The sequence below is a fragment of the Alteribacillus sp. YIM 98480 genome, from assembly GCF_009765375.1.
Classification (GTDB): domain Bacteria; phylum Bacillota; class Bacilli; order Bacillales; family Marinococcaceae; genus Alteribacillus.
Genome location: NZ_VTOK01000005.1, coordinates 35,661 through 54,101, shown reverse-complemented (window position 1 = coordinate 54,101; position 18,441 = coordinate 35,661). Strand labels below are relative to the sequence as shown.

Annotated in this window: 18 protein-coding genes and 1 pseudogene; 7 read left to right on the top strand and 12 right to left on the bottom strand. The window is 40.4% G+C overall.

From position 1 onward, the window contains the following. Positions 1-290: 290 nt before the first annotated feature. Positions 291-1,262 carry an ABC transporter substrate-binding protein gene (locus tag FZF09_RS07750; RefSeq protein ID WP_158736022.1) on the bottom strand — a complete coding sequence of 324 codons (972 nt, stop codon included), beginning with the start codon at positions 1,260-1,262 and terminating at the stop codon, positions 291-293. 191 nt (positions 1,263-1,453) lie between these two features. On the opposite strand from FZF09_RS07750, the gene FZF09_RS07745 reads away from it, so the two are divergent. From FZF09_RS07745 to FZF09_RS07735, 3 genes are read left to right on the top strand one after another with little or no spacing between them, the layout of a single operon-like run. Beyond that, positions 1,454-2,467 carry a FecCD family ABC transporter permease gene (locus FZF09_RS07745; RefSeq protein WP_158736021.1) on the top strand — a complete coding sequence of 338 codons (1,014 nt, stop codon included), beginning with the start codon at positions 1,454-1,456 and terminating at the stop codon, positions 2,465-2,467. Further along, positions 2,464-3,522 (top strand): FecCD family ABC transporter permease, encoded by a 1,059-nt coding sequence (locus FZF09_RS07740; RefSeq protein WP_158736020.1) that lies wholly within the window; start codon positions 2,464-2,466, stop codon positions 3,520-3,522. Before FZF09_RS07745 ends, FZF09_RS07740 begins: the two co-directional genes overlap by 4 nt. A gap of 15 nt (positions 3,523-3,537) precedes the next feature. After that, positions 3,538-4,377: an ABC transporter ATP-binding protein gene (locus tag FZF09_RS07735; protein WP_158736019.1), complete on the top strand. Its 840-nt coding sequence runs from the start codon at positions 3,538-3,540 to the stop codon at positions 4,375-4,377. A 658-nt stretch (positions 4,378-5,035) separates the two neighbouring features. On the opposite strand, the gene queF is transcribed toward FZF09_RS07735, so the two are convergent. Genes queF through queC form a run of 4 tightly spaced genes read right to left on the bottom strand, consistent with a single transcriptional unit; the run spans position 5,036 to position 7,390 of the window. Next, complete coding sequence (gene queF, locus FZF09_RS07730) at positions 5,036-5,527, bottom strand: preQ(1) synthase (RefSeq protein ID WP_158736018.1); 492 nt, start codon at positions 5,525-5,527, stop codon at positions 5,036-5,038. Positions 5,528-5,532: 5 nt separating this feature from the next. Next, a complete protein-coding gene (gene queE, locus FZF09_RS07725; RefSeq protein ID WP_158736017.1) occupies positions 5,533-6,252 on the bottom strand; it encodes a 7-carboxy-7-deazaguanine synthase QueE in 720 nt (239 codons plus the stop codon). Beyond that, positions 6,249-6,698 carry a 6-carboxytetrahydropterin synthase QueD gene (gene queD / locus FZF09_RS07720; protein ID WP_158736016.1) on the bottom strand — a complete coding sequence of 150 codons (450 nt, stop codon included), beginning with the start codon at positions 6,696-6,698 and terminating at the stop codon, positions 6,249-6,251. Before queD ends, queE begins: the two co-directional genes overlap by 4 nt. 2 nt (positions 6,699-6,700) lie before the next feature. Further along, complete coding sequence (gene queC / locus FZF09_RS07715; protein WP_158736015.1) at positions 6,701-7,390, bottom strand: 7-cyano-7-deazaguanine synthase QueC; 690 nt, start codon at positions 7,388-7,390, stop codon at positions 6,701-6,703. Positions 7,391-7,995: 605 nt separating this feature from the next. Here queC and FZF09_RS23015 point away from each other — a divergent pair. Continuing rightward, complete coding sequence (locus FZF09_RS23015; protein ID WP_255450441.1) at positions 7,996-8,118, top strand: hypothetical protein; 123 nt, start codon at positions 7,996-7,998, stop codon at positions 8,116-8,118. Between the two features lie 387 nt (positions 8,119-8,505). On the opposite strand, the gene dcd is transcribed toward FZF09_RS23015, so the two are convergent. The 4 genes and pseudogenes from dcd to FZF09_RS23220 form a co-directional block, all read right to left on the bottom strand. After that, positions 8,506-9,048 carry a dCTP deaminase gene (gene dcd / locus FZF09_RS07710; RefSeq protein WP_158736014.1) on the bottom strand — a complete coding sequence of 181 codons (543 nt, stop codon included), beginning with the start codon at positions 9,046-9,048 and terminating at the stop codon, positions 8,506-8,508. A gap of 154 nt (positions 9,049-9,202) precedes the next feature. Then, positions 9,203-10,543, bottom strand: coding sequence for a polysaccharide biosynthesis protein (locus FZF09_RS07705; protein ID WP_158736013.1), 1,341 nt, complete (start codon positions 10,541-10,543; stop codon positions 9,203-9,205). A 187-nt stretch (positions 10,544-10,730) separates the two neighbouring features. Further along, positions 10,731-11,030, bottom strand: coding sequence for an IDEAL domain-containing protein (locus FZF09_RS07700; protein WP_158736012.1), 300 nt, complete (start codon positions 11,028-11,030; stop codon positions 10,731-10,733). A gap of 367 nt (positions 11,031-11,397) precedes the next feature. After that, positions 11,398-11,469: pseudogene (locus FZF09_RS23220) on the bottom strand (pyroglutamyl-peptidase I); the annotation flags it as partial. A 572-nt stretch (positions 11,470-12,041) separates the two neighbouring features. Here FZF09_RS23220 and FZF09_RS07690 point away from each other — a divergent pair. Beyond that, positions 12,042-12,422: a YhjD family protein gene (locus FZF09_RS07690; RefSeq protein ID WP_158736011.1), complete on the top strand. Its 381-nt coding sequence runs from the start codon at positions 12,042-12,044 to the stop codon at positions 12,420-12,422. Positions 12,423-12,591: 169 nt separating this feature from the next. Here the strand turns inward: FZF09_RS07690 and FZF09_RS07685 are convergent, their stop codons facing one another. Beyond that, positions 12,592-12,747: a hypothetical protein gene (locus tag FZF09_RS07685; RefSeq protein WP_158736010.1), complete on the bottom strand. Its 156-nt coding sequence runs from the start codon at positions 12,745-12,747 to the stop codon at positions 12,592-12,594. Between the two features lie 184 nt (positions 12,748-12,931). Here FZF09_RS07685 and FZF09_RS07680 point away from each other — a divergent pair, with 184 nt between their 5' ends. Next, positions 12,932-13,585, top strand: a complete 654-nt coding sequence (locus FZF09_RS07680; RefSeq protein ID WP_158736217.1) for a potassium channel family protein — start codon at positions 12,932-12,934, stop codon at positions 13,583-13,585. 74 nt (positions 13,586-13,659) lie between these two features. Then, positions 13,660-15,333, top strand: a complete 1,674-nt coding sequence (locus FZF09_RS07675) for a BCCT family transporter (RefSeq protein ID WP_370514435.1) — start codon at positions 13,660-13,662, stop codon at positions 15,331-15,333. Between the two features lie 281 nt (positions 15,334-15,614). Here FZF09_RS07675 and FZF09_RS07670 read toward each other — a convergent pair whose 3' ends face one another. Beyond that, positions 15,615-16,697 (bottom strand): ABC transporter ATP-binding protein, encoded by a 1,083-nt coding sequence (locus tag FZF09_RS07670; protein WP_158736008.1) that lies wholly within the window; start codon positions 16,695-16,697, stop codon positions 15,615-15,617. Continuing rightward, positions 16,694-18,436, bottom strand: a complete 1,743-nt coding sequence (locus tag FZF09_RS07665; RefSeq protein WP_158736007.1) for an ABC transporter permease — start codon at positions 18,434-18,436, stop codon at positions 16,694-16,696. Before FZF09_RS07665 ends, FZF09_RS07670 begins: the two co-directional genes overlap by 4 nt. Positions 18,437-18,441 lie beyond the last annotated feature (5 nt).

The following is an 18,441-nucleotide window of genomic DNA, read 5'->3' as shown; positions in this document are numbered from 1 at the left end:
TCTCACCAAGTCCTATGGTGGAAGCCGCAATTTTTCTCATACTTTTTTAATTAAATGAAACGTTCTTAACAGTTCAAGAAAAGTACAAGCGTCTTGCTCACGAGCGATAAGTCATGGAGGGTCGGCATATGGAAAGCTGATCTTTTCTTTCCATTGTCGAACCGAAGCAATCTCGAGCGAGTAGGCGCTTTAGCTAGACATGTAAAACGCCACATATTTATCATTTCTTACCTTTTAAAAAAGACCCGAAGTCATATACCCCGGGTCTAACACTTATCTCCTGTGCCTATTTATTCTTCTATGAAATATTGTTCGAGATCGTCTACCATCAGATTAGCAGCAAGATAACCACCTGCTGTATTCCAAATAGCATCACTCACTTGATGAGCATTTCCTTCTTTTACAACGTCAAGGTTTTGGAACAATGAATCTTCGGTCCACTCTTCTTGAAGTTCTGTTGCTGCCCCGTCCCCTGTCTCATACGAGAAGTAAAACAGTACATCTCCATCCATATCCGGAATGCTCTCTTTTGTTGCTTTTTCTATAAAATCATCACTCTTTTGGTTTTCAGGACGGTCAAAACCAATGTCGTCCAAAATGACCCCTGAAAAAGAGTCTTGATGATAAATTCGGACATGGTCAGGCATAAAACGGATGACGGAAACTTTTTGATCGAGAGTGTCTTCTCCTGCTTTCTCAGCAAAATCGGTAAGACGCTCATCATACTCAGTAAGTAATTCTTCTCCTTCTTCTTCCATATTTAATGCTTCAGCATATTGTTTAAAGTTCGTTTGCCATTCCCCACGTAATGTTTCAGAGAACACGGTTGGCGCAATTTCATTTAACTGATTATAAATATCTTCTTGGCGCATTTTATTTCCAATGATCAAATCAGGGTTTAACGAAGCCACTTTTTCAATATTAACATTGGATTCATCACCAACTACTTCTACCCCTTCCATTTGATCTGAGATGTGATCATACCAAGGGTCGCCCGTCCAAGATTCCACGGCCCCAACTGGTTTTTTGCCAAGGGCGAGCAAAGCTTCAGTCCCTTCATTTGTTAAAATGACGACGTTTTCCGGTTCTTCCTCAATGGTTGTTTCCCCCATTGCGTGCTCTACCGTGTAACTTTCAAACTCTTTTTCTGCCTTATCATCTTTAGAATCAGAAGACGCAGCTGTGTCTTCATCTGTTCCGCAGGCTGCCAATAATAAAATACTTGCTAACACAAACATGAATGCAAAATATGTTTTTTTCATAATTATGTATCCTCCCTGCAACTGATTATTATTTTCAATTACGTATCGTATCATAATATAGATACTTTGTTTCGTCAACAAAAATTGATAATGATTCTCAAAATCGTTGACAGTGGGAGCCGGAAGAATTAATGTAGAGAGTGTATATTTTACTATTATAAACATCATTCAAAACAGGGACTTGGTTAAATATGGAAATAAAAACAACGAAAATGAAGGGATGGGGATTCGTTGCAGCAATTCTAGTGTTATGCTTGGCTACAATGGGAAGTATCGTTTTAGGATACACCGAGGTAAGGTTGCATCACTTGTATGAAGTCCTCTTTCACTTTGAACATTTTAAAGAGTCTAACACACATATTATTATCCTTGAAGCTAGAATTCCAAGAGCGCTTATTGCAATCTGTGTAGGGGCATCTCTAGCGATTGCCGGGGTGCTCATGCAGGCTTTAACGAGAAATCCGCTCGCTTCTCCCAGCATTTTTGGCATTAATGCTGGAGCCTCCTTATTTATTGTAGCGGTTGTCATATATATTCCATCTATTTCGTTACAAGGAATGACCTGGGTGTCATTTGCTGGTGCTGCAGCAGCTTCTCTTATTGTTTATACGATTGGAGGATTAGGACGAGAAGGTTTAACTCCGCTTCGTTTGACACTTGCCGGTGCAGCGATTGCAGCATTGTTTTCTTCCCTGACACAAGGTCTGCTTGTTCTAAATGAAAAAGCTTTAGATGAAGTACTATTTTGGCTGGCCGGTTCTGTACAAGGAAGAGGACTTCAATACTTATATCCGGTGCTCCCTTATTTTATCGGTGCTTGGGCAGGATCGCTCCTTATTTCACGTCACATTAACATACTTATCATGGGAGAAGATATTGCCCAAAGTCTCGGGGGACGGATCGCTGTTATAAAAGCAATAGCTGGAATACTGATTGTCGGTTTAGCGGGCGGGGCAGTCGCCGTAGCAGGACCAATTGTTTTTATTGGTATTGTTGTTCCCCATTTTGCACGCGCTATTGCCGGTCAGGATCATCGCTGGGTTATTCCATATTCTGGTGTACTTGGAGCCGTATTACTCTTATTAGCGGATATTAGTGCACGTTTTATTATTATGCCGGAGGAAGTTCCAGTCGGGGTCATGACCGCTATTATTGGCACTCCCTTTTTCGTCTATTTAGCCCGAAAAGGATGGAAAGAATCATGAGCAAAAATAAGGTTTTCCGAACGAAAAACGATCGATTTTCATTTATGTTTGACCAAAAATCAATTTTTAACATTGTTTTCATGACATGTGTGCTGCTGGTTTTGTTTCTTGTCTCCGCTTCTATAGGGGAATCTTTTATCCATCCACTTCAAGTGATGAAAACGTTGTTCGGACATGGGGAACCAGGTGATCAGCTCATCATTGAGACCTTGCGGATGCCAAGACTGCTTGTCGCCTTATTTGCCGGTGCAGGTCTTGCTATATCTGGAGCAATACTGCAAGGTATGATAAAAAATCCGCTGGCTTCACCAGATATAATTGGAATTACAGGGGGAGCAGGTGTGACTGTCGTTCTTTTTCTTGCTTTATTCAGCAACGATAATCACTCCCTTATCGTGAGCGTCCAATGGATGCCGTTAGCAGCATTTCTTGGGGCGGTCGCTCTAGGGTTTATCGTCTATTTTCTCTCCTACAAAAACGGAATTTCCCCGATACGTCTTATCTTGATTGGCATTGGTTTATCAACGCTTACGCAAGCATTAACAACGATGTTTATGATGCTAGGCCCGATACATAGAGCTGCCCAAGCCAACCTCTGGCTTACAGGCAGTGTAAACGGGGCCAGTTGGACAGACGTTCAATTGATTGCTCCTGTTATTATTCTCTTATTTCTATTGACACTCGTAAGCTTTAGAAAAGTAAATGCTCAAACGTTGGGAGGAGAACTTGCTTTAAGCATTGGAGCTCACCTTCAGCGGGACCGGATCCTTATGCTTATTTTATGCACAGGATTAGCCGGTACTACGGTGGCGTTTGCAGGAGGGATTGGATTTGTGGGATTAATGGCTCCCCATATGGCAAGGCGTCTTGTCGGTTCTTCCTATGGAGCACTTATCCCTTTATCTGCTCTTATTGGTGCCATCCTTGTTATGGGGGCTGATTTACTCGGCCGAACCGCCTTTTCACCGCATGAGGTTCCAGCCGGTGTATTCACCGCCACGATCGGAGCTCCTTATTTTATTTATTTATTATATAAAAGTAAAAACAGATCCTAAGGGGGAGAAGATGGAATGAAAACAATTGAAGGTAAAAATGTCACGATTGGCTACGGTGATACGACCATTATTGACTCTTTAGACGTTGCGATTCCAAAGGGAAAAGTGACCGTATTAATCGGTGGTAATGGCTGCGGGAAATCTACTCTTCTGCGTTCTTTATCCCGTCTCTTAAAACCAGATGCCGGTCAGATTATTTTAGAAGGTGCCGATATTTCAAAAATGCGTACAAAGGAAATAGCTAAAAAGATGGCTGTTCTGCCTCAGAGCCCAACAGCACCTGAAGGTCTGACCGTACTCCAGCTCGTAAAACAAGGGCGCTATCCTTACCAAAGCTGGGCAAAGCAGTGGTCAAAAAAGGATGAAGAGGCTGTAACAAAAGCACTAGAAGCGGCCAATATGGCTGATTTTCAAGATCGTCCTGTCGATTCTCTCTCCGGCGGACAGCGGCAGCGGGCTTGGATTGCTATGATACTTGCTCAAAACACAGAAACATTATTTTTAGATGAACCTACAACTTACCTTGATATGACTCATCAGATTGACATTCTTGATCTATTATTTGATTTAAACAAACAAAATGGCCGAACCATTGTCATGGTGCTGCACGATCTTAATTTAGCTTGCAGGTATGCAGACCATATTATTGCTATTAAAGATAAAACCATCTATTCACAAGGAAAGCCTGAAGACATTATTTCTTGTGATTTAGTAAGAAATGTATTTCAAATGGAATGTCAGGTAACCGAAGATCCGCTTTTTGGTACACCACTTTGCATCCCTTACGGTAAGGGACGCTGCTTATTTAATAAGATGGATGATAAACATGAAAAATCTCCAGTTAAAATCGGATGAGGATAAATAAGAAAAGTGCAAGCGCCTTGCTTACGAGCGACAAGTCCTGGAGGGGCGGCATATGGAAAGCTGATCTTTGCTTTCCATTGACGAACCGAAGGAATCTCGAGCGAGTAGACGCTGAGCTAGACATGTAAAACGCCCCATATTTATAATTTCTTACCTTTTAAAAAAATTACATTTGTTTCGAGCTTGTTTTAAACGAAAACGCTAAAGATTTATTGAGCCGCGATCGTTTGACCGATTATATGTATACCATTCTAGAAGAGCTGTATGCGCCTATCCTAATGGATACTGCTTTTGATTTTTCTAAACGGTACAGCTATCTTCTTGTGGTCCCTGCCTTCTATTCCTTCTCGATATGGGATAAAAAATTAAATATGCCCATTGATCAGTTAGTTGTTATCGAGAGTCAAAAACTGCTGGCTTCCTGAAAAATACTATCAAGATCACCCGGTTATACAACTCCCGAAAGTCTCGAAGAAAGAGCACAGCTTAGAATGAGGGGGGCAGAAACTATCTTTGCTAACCATTTGCATATATTGTTATGTGCATGCGTGCGAGCTGGGCGTTGATCCATGCATCAAAAACAACAGAATGTATGATTTCTTATGCTAAAAAACCTGATCCAGCAGCAAATCTGCGGATCAGGTCAGGATTAGCGGTTATCGATTTTTTCTGGATGCATGTCATGATATAGCAGCCGTTGAGACGCCATTTCTTCATATTTCGTATCGGGGCGGCCGTAGTTGACATACGGGTCAATCGAAATGCCGCCGCGCGGAGTAAATTTCCCCCACACTTCCAAATAGCGTGGATCCATCAATTCCACCAGATCATTAACAATCATATTGATCGCATCTTCATGAAAGCCGCCGTGGTTGCGAAAACTAAATAAATACAACTTTAATGACTTGCTTTCTACCATTTTCTTTTCAGGTATATAACTAATATATAAGGCTGCAAAATCAGGCTGTCCTGTTTTCGGGCACAGCGTAGTAAACTCCGGACAGTTAAATTTTACAAAGTAGTCCCGGTTCGGATGATTATTTTCAAACGTCTCTAATAGAGACGGATCATATTCAAACGTATAACTCGTATCTTCACTTCCCAAGTGGGAAAGGTGCTCTACACCTTTTCTTTCGGGCATATTTCTTACACTCCTTGTTTATTTCCCCACAGCAATGTATGCAGCTGCGGCAAGACTTTAACTTCATTTAAACGCTCAGAAGCAATAACTTTTTCCACCAGTTCTTCATATCTGTTTAATAAATGAGATAACAGCCAGCTGTTATCGGCTGTTTCGAGATGCTCATTACCTGTTTGTAAAAACATAGCTACGTGCGGGTAACGCTCATGCACGCCTGCAGCATAATCCAAATCTTTATCGTCAAATATGACGATTTTTAAACTGACTTCTTTATTTTTCCGATCGTTTAATTGGCGAATGTATTCGTCGAGCTGCTCCCAGTTTGTATCCATGCCAGAGCTGGGCGGTTTAGGAGAAATCGTTACTTCATCAATGTCTTTCATCCAGTGCTGCCATATTGTACCTTGTGTTTCTACAGCCGTTTTTATGCCTTTTTCTTGCAGTACTTGAACGACTTCAGCCAATCCGCTGTGAAGAGCCGGATTTCCGCCTGAAATCGTAACATGGTTAAAAGCAGCACCACCAATGCTTTCGAGCTTTTCAATAATCTCTTCAACATTTAACAGCTCCGCTTGTTGCGAACCATCCCACGTAAAAGCCGAATCGCACCAAGCACAACGGTAATCACAGCCGCCGGTCCGAATAAACATTGTTTTTTGGCCGATAACCATTCCTTCTCCTTGAATCGTCGGCCCGAAAATTTCTAATACAGGGACTTTTTTCATGATGAAAAATCCCCTTTCTTCGGGCGGTACACCACATAGCTTGTCGGGGTTTCCCGCACGAGCACCTGAAGACAGCGCGGATTGTTTTGACATTGATCTAACTCGCGCTGCACAAGCTGCCAAATCGTCCTCGCCACTACTTCTGTAGTAGGAAACGTATCTGCTGCACTTGTTTGAGACTCGCCAAATTCGTTGTGATCGTTTAATAAGGAATGGTCAAATCGCTTATGAACAATGTCTTTTAACAATTTAAAGTCGATTAAAAAGCCAGTGTCATTCAATTCGTCTCCCGCGATGGTCAGGTTAATGACATACGTATGTCCATGAATATTTGTGCATTTACCTGCAGCGCTTGCAGGGATAAAATGCGCTGCTGCCAGGTGCATATCCTTATTCAATTCATACCGGTATTCATGCTGTACTTGCGGGTAAAATTGATGAAGCATTATTATTCCCGTTCCTTTTCTTTAATATATTGTTCATAACCAGCCTGACGCAGCCTGCATGCTGGACATTCTCCGCAGCCATCCCCTCGGACGCCGTTATAGCAGGTTAATGTCTTTTTCTTCACATAGGAAAGTCTGCCAAGTTTATCAGCAAGCTCCCATGTTTCTTTTTTATCGAGCCACATTAACGGGGTGTGCAGTACAAAGTCTTTATCCATCGCCAGGTTTAAAGACACATTCAGCGATTTAACAAACACATCGCGGCAATCGGGGTAACCGCTGTAATCTGTCTCACAAACCCCGGTCACAATGTGTTTTGCCCCTTTTTGAGACGCATAGATCGTTGCAAAGGAGAAAAATAACAGATTTCTTCCTTCAACAAAGGTAGATGGCAATTCTCCATCTTGGCCGTCCTGAACTTCTATATCATCTCTTGTTAAGGCGTTTGGAGCAAGCTGATTTAATAATGACATATCCATTATTTTATGCTCTATACCTAGCTCTTCTGTAATGGACTCCGCTACCTTTAACTCTTCACGATGGCGCTGGCCGTAATCGAAAGTGACAGCACTGACCTCTTCAAATCGTTCAAGCGCCCAAAATAAGCAGGTGGTACTATCCTGGCCGCCGCTAAATACGACTACTGCCTTTTCATTAGTAAAACTCAAGGCCAATCCCTCTTTCTTATCCATGTGCCTGCTTGAAGACACAACTTTTAATATATTTATATAGCTGTAAGACTACCGTCTGTCTTCAGCTGGCTATTATTTGTTGACAACATTCCTATTATAACATTTTCAGCCTTATTTAGCTTTTTAAAACTTCCTGGCTTCGAATGCACTATTCCCATTATAGGATTTCCTAACGAAAAGGCTCGATTCTATGATGAACCGAACCCTTTACGTCTTATAGATCGTATTATAAAGTTCTATTAACTTTTTCGTCCTAGAGTAATAATAACCTTGAAGGTAGTGACATTGCAATGATTGCAGCTTACGAACGTGTGATTCGTTTTTATTTCTTCTGCGGTGACTTTTTCAGCCGAGAACAATCCACCAAAGCCAATTACCAAGTAAATCCCAAAACTTCATAATCGTTTCGCTATTGTTCCTTTTTCAAAAGAATTTCAAAAGGATAAAAAAGAAAAAAAGAGTAATCGGAAGAAAAATAAAGGAAATACCGTATTTTATCCGTTTTCACAGGAAATGTTTCCGTTTTCCTATTTATATTTAGATTTTGCGAAAAAATTTATGGAGGAGGATAATGAAGACATAATGAATAGAAAGAAGGAATACAAATGAAGAAATTCTTTGTGGATTTTCTTGAAAACAAGTTTGCGCGGTCACAAAAAGAAGCTGCGCGTGTCATCAAAGAATATCAAGCCGGAAAAGGACACATCGACCACTTTTTCTTAAAATAAAACGATTGGAAGGTATCTTTTAAGCGTTATTCACTTAGAGGATGCCTTCTTTTTTTAAACCAGGATTTTTAAAGGATGAAAGGATAAGCAAAACTACGATTTCCTCCATTTGGACTTGACGGTAAGTCTAGTTTTTCTAATAAATTTTTTTTAATAAGCCGATTCAAGATAACCAAACTTTCAGAAGCCGTGCTGCCGCCTCACTCATTAATCCATTTTACCTGAAATCTCTGCTAAGTGTCAAAAGTCAAAAAATTGTTCTTACAATCAGACATTGATCTGCTGCCAACAAGTTCTTTTACAAAACGACGACCTGTTTTCACACACCGCTGGAAGAGCCGTCTCCCATGCTTTTGAGACAGCTCCTTGGCGGCTTTGTTTTTGAAGTCATTTTTCACTTGTTTCTTCATCAAGGTATACTTGGCTTCCGACTGCTTTTCGCTGTCCTTGATATTTCCCTTGGTATGGCACCGCTGCTTTTTTATCCATAAATGCGAACACGAGCTGAGCTATTCGGCGCCCAGCTTTTAACCGGATAGGCAGACGATTAGCGTTATACAGTTCAAGAGTGATTTCTCCTTCAAAGCCGGGATCGACCCAGCCGGCGTTTTGTATAAACAGCCCCATCCGGCCGATGGAACTTCTTCCTTCCACAAATGCAGTTACTTGATCCGGGAGCCGGATATATTCTGTTGTGGTAGCAAGCAAGAAGGAATGAGGCGGAATGATGACTTCTTCACTTTCAAATTCTACGTATTTTGCCGGTTCATCAAGAGCTATGGATTCAATCGCATTCTCATCAATTTTTAAAAAATGAGTACCCAGTCGTATATCTACGGATGCTGGCTGGATTTGATGTTCCTTTATGGGATCGATCTGCAGCTCCTTTTGGTCTATCATGGTTTTGATCGTTTGGTCCGATAAAATCAACAGTATTGCCTCCTGGTCTCTCGTTAAATTCTTTTTCTCTTATTTAGTATATATAATTGCACAAGCTTACGCTAGAGAAGGATAAGATTGTAGATCCATTTTTTTCGATGAACTGTTCATCGGTTTCCATTCTAGTCTCCTCTCTACGTACTTTTTAGAATGTTTTTCCTTCATGTATTTCTCGAAAACTTAACCCTACTGGCTGATCCAACCGTTTTCGAATCGTCACATAATGCATAAACGTAAGAATAACAATGCCTGTATTCATTCCTATAATGATCCCATCCATTTGCAGCTGCGGCATGGAGCCGAGTACATACATGAGAATAAATGAAACCGTCGTAGACCAAATAGAATGAAGAAACGCATCCTTTACGAGTCCAAGGCCGATAAGAAAAGCTTGCATCGGTATGACAAAAAAATGAAAGAAAAAGTAAGGAGCCAAAAGCTGCAAATAAACCGCTGCAGGCGACTTTTCAAAAAACAGGCTCGTCAATTCGCTTGAGAAAAAATAAAAAATCCAAACAGCCGGGACAGCATAGACAAACGTTCCCGCCATAATTTTATTTAAAAGGACGCTTAACGAAGAAACGTGTTTTTTGGCATATGCTTCAGAAACAGTCGGAATAAGAATAATCAGTAATGAATGAGCAATAAAAGCTGGGAAAAACCCAATCGTAAACGCAACCCCTGCCAGCTTTCCATATTGCACAGTAGCCTGTTCTTCTACCACTCCTGCGTTCATAAGAGCTGCTTTTATCAAAAACGGCTTAACCGCAAAGGAAGCAGCATGAAAGATTCGAAGTCCTGTAGTCGGCAGGGAAACAGCCAAAAGTGTGTGTAAAACGGATGTTTTTTTCATAGGCTCAGAAGGTGTTTTTTTCAACCTTTTCATTTCTCTTAAAAATAATACAAACAAATATAAAAACACAACGATTTCAGTACCAATCAGGGTGCACAAGCTTAATAGAATAGCAACATCGGCTTCAAAATGGAATAACTGAAATACAGCTATTAAAAGGACCAGCTGGACTGCTCTTCTTAAAAAATTAGCTATAGCAATTTTCCCCATATGCTGCGTTCCCATAAAATAACCTCTAGCAATCGATGAAAACGCGATGACAGGAATAAGAATCAATAATAAGTACGGCAATGCTATATGATACTTATCAAAAACCGGGATCAGCGGAAACACAATAAAGGCCGCTGCTAAACAAGCAACCATAAAAGCAATCGTAAAACGTATCGTATGGTAAAGCAAACTTCTATGGTATGTCTCTTCTTTTTCTGCCACTGCTTTTGAAATCGATATGGGCAGCTCCATACTCGCTATAACAACCAAAAACACGATCGTTGGAAGAATGGACATATATAAACCAAGTCCTTTTTCTCCCAGTTCACGGGCTAACACCATATTAATCAAGAACTCCAAACATTCTCCCAAAAATGCCGCCACAATAAGCAAGAATGTCCCGACAACAAATGTTTTTTTCATATGGCCTCCCCTTCTCTCCACAACTCTTTTATTTATATGAGACAAGTTGCAGAAGTATTTATCGAGACGAAGCCTGTATGAGAAAAACTTGGCTGTGCTGTCTTAATGATTCATCCATGCTAAAATTTTATCCTTTTTTTAAAAAAAATGCCGCCAGCCCTTAATCAGGCTGACGGTGTTCCTTTTTCTATTTCACTTTAAAGTCCAACTCAATTTCATATCCTTGTTCAGAGATTACTTTACCAAACTTGTATTCTCCAATTAAGGCATTATATTGGTTTGTTAATGCTTGAAAACTTTCCGGGTCTTTCTGATCTAATGCTTTGTCAATCATGCGCTGCAGCCGCTCCTTATTAAAGGAATAAACAGCGTATTCCATGGTCATTTGAGCATATAGCGATTGAAGCACCTGTCTTGACGGCCTTCTGCCATGCTTTGCCGACTTTATTTTTTTCATAAAATGCTGTTCATGAGTAGGATGTAACATTTTCGTCGAACCCCCTATCCTTTCACCGGACTTTACCGGTATTTGGCTTTCTGTCCTGTCCTTGGCGGGCGACGCGCGCATGAAGTACTGGCCCGGGCTCAAGCATGTATTTATTTACTGACTACATACCCGCATGGCGCTTCCTCTAAACGCTTTTTGCTTACATCTTTCTATTGAAGTTTAATCTTGGTGCCTGCTTCCTGTCTCGTGTTCATAGAAAAAATTATCAGATTTTTCTAAAACTTAAAATTGCAAAACTGTTTCCTGTTATAAGACATGGAAAGTGCTTAGAAGATTGAGCTAACAACAGAGACGGCTTGAAATAAATGAATCATGCTTTTGATTTAGCTTCTGGGTTTTGAATCCATTACAGTAAATGTTGCAGTGTGTTATTGCATATATATGTGCCGGCTGTGTTAGAAATGCGGGCTGTTATACAATTCTTTCTTAATTATATTATTTCATTCGATACAGACAACGGAAATTCCTTCACAGTTTTGTAAACTCCATTATTTTCCTCTTCCCTATTCCTAATGAGTTCTTTTATGACCGCAGAAGCCACCAAAGCTATCATTCTTTTATAATGGTTTTTATAGCTGCTCTGCACCCTTTGTTTCCTTCGGAGAGCTTACAACCTTTACGTTTTACATTTTTCATTTTTCAAATCTTTCTATCTCCACGTCTTTTACGAGCTGTTCGGCTGGTTTTATCTCTGCTTTCTCCAGATCCCGAACCATTCAAACCCCGAGCACAGAATGTTTATCCCCACGTCGCGACTTCCTTTTAAAAAAAGCGCGGCTTTATTTTTTATTAAGGACGCATCTGTTTTTATTTTTTGTATGCGCTTTCTTATATTATAACCTATGTTACTGCTCTATTTAAATAACTGATCTCAGCTTTTTTTCTTTAAATGAAATATTAACGGAAAAAAACTCCACTTGTATAATAAAACAACCTTTCGTTATAATAAATATACAAACAAACGTTCGCAAAAATGAAAAGAGGGATACCGTGCAAATTAAAGAAGAAGAACATATTATGATTCATTATTTTATTTTGCTTCCTCTTGTAAAAAAAGTCCTTGAAAAAGACTTTCAGCTCTTTGAAAGTGGAGCGTTTAAAGTGAAAGATCCTTATTTGGACATGATACAGGAGGCATTACGTATGCTGCACAAAGACATGCGCCATATCAAACAATACATGCATCAAAATCGTATTCGTGTAACCTTCCAGGAAAATGACGGTATGTTTTCCCGCTACAGTTATGTCTGCAGAGGGTATGAAGGATCAAGCAGTTATTTAAATGCAAATTTAAAGCGTCAAACTCGCCATTGTATGGAAGCCTATTTTCTCAAAACCTCCCCGCTTCAATCCGACTCCGTCCTTCACTAACAGACACACCCTCGTTGTAACAAAATCGATAATTGACAAACAATAATCACGAGAGTACATTACAATATAGAAAAACTTGGCTAGCGCCAAGCCTTTAGATGCAGGATTATTGCCTAGTTACACTTATACTGATTTCTTCAACATTTTGACGACGTCGATGATTCATCCATCATAAAATTTTATACTTCCCTGTCAGTGTAAGAAAAGCGCAAGCGCCTTGCTCACGAGCGACAAGTCCTGGAGGGGCGGGATATGGAAAGCTGATCTTTGCTTTCCATTGACGAACCGAAGGAATCTTGAGCAAGTAGGCGCTGAAGCTAGACATCAAAAACGCCAAAATTTATACTTTCTTACCTAATAAGAAAAGCGCAAGCGCCCTATGATATATGGTGTGGCTATCCATGCATAGGAAGGACTTTTTGATGGCAAGTGTCATCGCAAAAACGCCTGCAAATTTACAGCAGCCAAAAGCATGTTTGCCAGGGATTAGAAGGGAGACAAACAAGGCCATGAAGAAACAATTTGCTGTTATTGGACTAGGACGATTCGGTATCAGCGTCAGCACGGAGTTGTATAAGCTGGGCCACGATGTACTTGCCATTGACATCAATGAATCCAAAGTAAACGAGATAGTAAATGATTCCACCCATAGCGCGGTTGGCGACGGAACAGATGAAAAAACTATGCGCAGTCTCGGTATCACCAATTTTGACCATGTCATTGTAGCCATCGGGGATGATATCCAGGCCAGCACTCTTTGCACATTACTTTTAAAAGAAATGGGAATCGATTCTGTCTGGGTTAAAGCACAAAACTACTATCATCATAAGGTTCTCGACAAAATTGGGGCGGATAAAATTATCCATCCAGAACATGATATGGGTAACAGAATCGCACAGCACCTCGTTTCAGAAAAGGTTATTGACTATATCGAACTCTCTGATGATTTTTCCATCGTAGAAATAGCAGCACCACGCTACATGGACAACCAAACACTGATGGATCTAAATATTAGGGCCCAGTTTGGAATAACCATTTTAGGAATTAAAAGAGGAAAAGATATCAATATTTCTCCGATGGCGGACGACAAAATATTTGAAAACGATGTTTTAATTGTCATAGGGCATAAAAACGACTTAAAGCGCTTTGAAGATAGTAATTAATAAAAATCAAAAAATGCGTTTCAAGAAAGACGGCTTAAGGGTAAAGGCCAATCAGCTATATTATTGATGTAGGAGTGACATACTTGGGAAAAGACAACTATACATATACTACTAAAAAACCTGGAACTGTCTTTATTATATCCGCTATCTTTGTATTCTTATTTGTACTTTGGGGATTTATACGGCCGAATCAGTTAGCCAGCGTTGCTGCAACATCACTGAATTTCACCATTGAAACCTTCGGCTGGTTTTACATGATGGTTGCTGCTTTTTTTGTAACTTTTATCATATTTTTAGCGCTAAGTCCGTATGGAAAGCTTCGTCTTGGAAAGCCAGAAGACCGTCCGGAATATTCCTTTTATGCCTGGCTCGGTATGTTGTTTTCCGCGGGGATTGGCGTTGGCTTTGTGTTTTGGGGAGTAGCTGAACCAGTCCTCTATTATGTCGATACACCACTCGGCCAAGATGTGGAAACGCAAGCGGAAGCAGCACAGCTTGGACTTGATTACGGGATTTTTCATTGGGCTCTTCATCCGTGGGCCATCTTTTCTTTAGTCGCCCTGGCCCTTGGTTATGTTCAGTTCCGAAAAAACCAGCCCGCTTTAATCAGTTCGGCGTTTTATCCTTTATTTGGGGATAAGGTGCGCGGAAAAATTGGACAGAGCATCGATGTACTTGCTGTATTAGCTACTTCGACAGGTGTTGCTACTACATTTGGTTTAAGCGCCATGCAAATCAGCGGAGGACTTTCCTACCTGACAGGAATGCCTAATAATGCCGCCACACAGCTGATTATTATTGGAATCGTGTCCGTGCTGTTTATGATTTCTGCCGCTACTGGACTCGATAAAGGGATCCGTTACTTGAGTATTGTGAATTTAACCGTTGCAGGCCTGCTTCTTATTTTTGTGATCTTTCTCGGGCCTACCATTTATTTACTAGAAAGTGTCACCACTTCGCTTGGCGCGTATATTTCCAATTTCGTTCCGATGAGTTTAACGATGACTCCGTTTACCGACAGCACTTGGATTGGTACAAACACCATTTTTTATTGGGCCTGGCATATTTCTTGGGCTCCATTTATGGGGATGTTTATCGCGAGAATTTCAAGAGGCCGCACAATCAGGGAGTTTATTGCCGGCGTTCTTTTAGTTCCTTCTTTACTCGCTGTTATTTGGTTCAGCGTCTTCGGCGGCTCAGCTTTAAACCTTGAAATGAACGGTATAGCGCCTATTGCTGATATTGTTAACGATACAGTAGAACTTGCATTGTTTGCGACTTTACAAGAATTTCCTTTAGCAGGACTAACAAATGGCCTGGCGTTAGTATTAATTTTGATTTTTTTCATCACATCAGCAGATTCCGCTTCTTACACATTAGGCGCCATGACGTCAAAGGGAAGCCTTGATCCATCGTTATTCACAAAAATTACTTGGGGGCTCCTCATTGCAGGTACAGCCTCTGTGCTGCTATTGTCCAATGGACTTGAAGGGCTTCAAACCGCTTCTATTGTAGCAGCTCTTCCATTTTCCATTATCATGACTGTCATGGTGTTCTCGATGTTTAAAATGTTTACGCAGGACTTAAGAAAAGAAAAACAACAAAAACGCAAGCACCAGATGAAAAAGATGAAAAAAGAAATGAAAGAGGAAATTCTTGATGAATTAGAAGAAGAAATCGATGACTTTTCGAGAGATTCCATAAAGAACACAGACAGCGAAGACTCTTCGAAAAAATCAACCGATTAATTCAAACCGACTGATCGGCTCTCATTAAACGCCCAAAAAACCCTGTTGAGATGCTCCATCCCAACAGGGTTTTTTCGGGACTTAACAGCTGGACCCTTCACCATACCCTGTTTCACCGATAATAGTCATTCCATTACTCGTTCCTATTAAAATTTTTCTAAAGGTACAAAACTCGTTGGAAAATTATCGTTTCCAACAGGTTTAAAAAATATTGTTAAGAGTTCCTGAGTGCAGTGCTCCTAACTTGTTCTTAAACCATTGCAGCTATTGCTGTCTGTTTATCAGGAAGAAAAGATAAGCTTTTGTCCACCTTGATAGGCACTCCATCTGTTTTCCGTAAGAGAAATGATGACTTGATCTCCAGGGTGAAATAATTCATCAACCGGACTATGAATCGTCCACTGATCCTCTCCTACAAGGACAGTATAATGAAGGTCTTTTCCTTGAAATTGCACATTTTCCACATAACCTGGTATTCCGTTTCCCTTTTTACTAAGACTTAATTCTTCTGGCCGGACCGGCATGATATTTTTTTTCATAAAGTAAGGAGAAATATCTTTTTTATCCCAAGCAACCATTTCGCTGCCATTAGGATGAAACTCTCCGTTTTTCCAAAAACCACGGACTAAATTGGCTTTTCCTACAAAGGAGGCTACAAATTCGGTTTGTGGAAAACGATAAACAGTTTCCGGTTTCCCGATTTGTTCAATTGTCCCATCCTTCATCACAATAATTCGATCAGCCATGGCTAATGCCTCGCCTTGATCATGTGTCACATAAATAACGGACGTTTGAGTGAGACGATGGATCTTTTGAATTTCTTTTCTCATCTCCATCCGCAATTCAGCATCCAAACTGCTTAATGGTTCATCCATTAAGAGAAGTGTAGGTTTTGCCGCGATAGCCCGTGCTAGAGCAACCCTCTGTTTTTGTCCGCCAGATAACTCATGAGGCATTCGATCTTCATATCCACATAAGTTCACCATTTCCAGCACTTCTTTTATACGAGCTTCTTTATTGGCTTTTAGCTCTTTAGGTACAAACTTATGATGTTGAAGAGGAAAACGAACTTGTTCTTTCACTGTTAAATGAGGCCACAAGGCAAAAGATTGAAAAACCATTCCTATATTTCTTTTATCGGGTGGAATCAAATGAGTAGGAGAAGCTACCTGCTGGTTGTTCATTTCTATTTGCCCCTCGCTAGGAGATTCAAAGCCTGCAAGTAATCGCAGAAGAGTTGTTTTCCCGCATCCAGAAGGACCTAGTATAGCAATGAATTCCCCTTCTTTCATTTCGGCTTCAATTGAAGAAATGGCAGTCGTGCTGCCGAATTTTTTTGTCACTCCCAGTATCTTAGTACTCATACGTTTTTCACCTTCTTATTCCAAAGGTTTTGTAAACCAATCATTAAACCAATCCCCATTAATAACAAGAAAACAACAACGGAAGAAAACGCCGTAGAATGTGTTGTATAGCCTGCCTGTTCAAAATTAAAAATAACTAGCCCGATCGTTTCGCTGCCAGAAGACCAAAGTAAAGAAGAGACCGTAAGTTCGGTTAGAGCAGTGATAAATACTAAAAATGCTCCGCCCGTAACTCCCGGCAGAATGAGCGGTGTCATGATTTTCCTCCACTTGGTATATCCCTTTGCTCCAAAAATGTGAGATGCTTCTTCCATTGAACGGTCTACTTGCATAAAGGCCGTTACACTTCCTCTGACTTGCAAAATCATAAATCGGGTAACATAGGCAATGATTAAGATCCAAATACTTCCATAAATTCCTGGATTCCACCCAGGAAGAGGTTCCATCCAAGCAAAAATCATAGCAAGAGCTAAGACAACCCCTGGAAGAGCATAAGGAATGCCAATGACCACTTCCAAAAACCGCATAAAAGAAGAAGGCTTATTGATCCGAACGTATGCGATTATGGTCCCTATTACAAGCGCAGTAACAGCCGTAATTAGAGCTAGCATCAAACTGTTTGTCATGGCAGCTTGTACTTTATCATTTTCAAAAAGCACAAACTTGTAGTGGTTCAGCGTTATATTTTCCCATGACAAGTCAAGCCCATACGTACGTGTTAAAGAAGAAGAAAGCATCGAAAATAAAGGAACAAAGCTAATAAATAAAAGAAATATCCATAATAATGTTTCCACCCATACACGATACCTTCCAAAGAAAAAACGAGGTTTTCGGTCTTCACGCGGCGTTTCCATCTGCTTTGATTTTCTGATAAACAGCCACTGTAAAAGGGTTCCTATAATGGCGGTTCCGCCTAATATAACGGATAATGTTGCTGCTCTTGAAAACGCTAGCGGACCTATATTTACTACTTCTTGATAAATGGCCGTACTTAACACCGGAATGTTAGCCGGTATCCCTAAAAAAGCAGGTATACCAAAATTATCAAGGTTTGCCAAAAAAGCCAAAAGGCCGCCCCCCGCTATACCTGGCATAGCTAACGGAAACGTCACTTTGCGCAATGTTGACAACCTGCTTGCACCAGAGGATCGAGAAGCCCATTCTAATTCACGTGGTATTTTTTTTAAAACTCCAATCGTAAACAGATAGACTAACGGATAATGTGATAAACCAAGTATAAAAATCATTCCTTCTAAACTATATAAATCTAAAGGTTCTAGCTTCCCTGGGAATAACTGAAGAATATTAGCAATCCAGCCATTTGAGCTCATTAATTGAGTCCAAGAAAGGGTCACTATATAAGATGGGATAATAAAAGGCAGCAATACAAAAATATGAATGAAACGTTTCGCCCTAATATCGCTATACGTTACCAAACTTGCCAGCATCACCCCTAAAGTAATCGAGAATATAGTGGATCCAAGTACCATAAAAAAGGTATTCTTCAAGACAAGCCACGTTCTTCGTTCTGATAATATGTGGCTGTAATGACTGAGTGTGGCACCTGTTTCGTCTGTAAAACTTAATGCAAGCAGACGAAGCACAGGTAAAATAAAAAATATAAGTAATATTAATAACGATACAGCAGTGATTACCTTTCGATTTAAAATAGTATTTGAGGAAAAAGAGGAGGATGTAATCACGTCCTTTCCTCTTTTCGGATGTACTTGCTGGTCCATAGAAT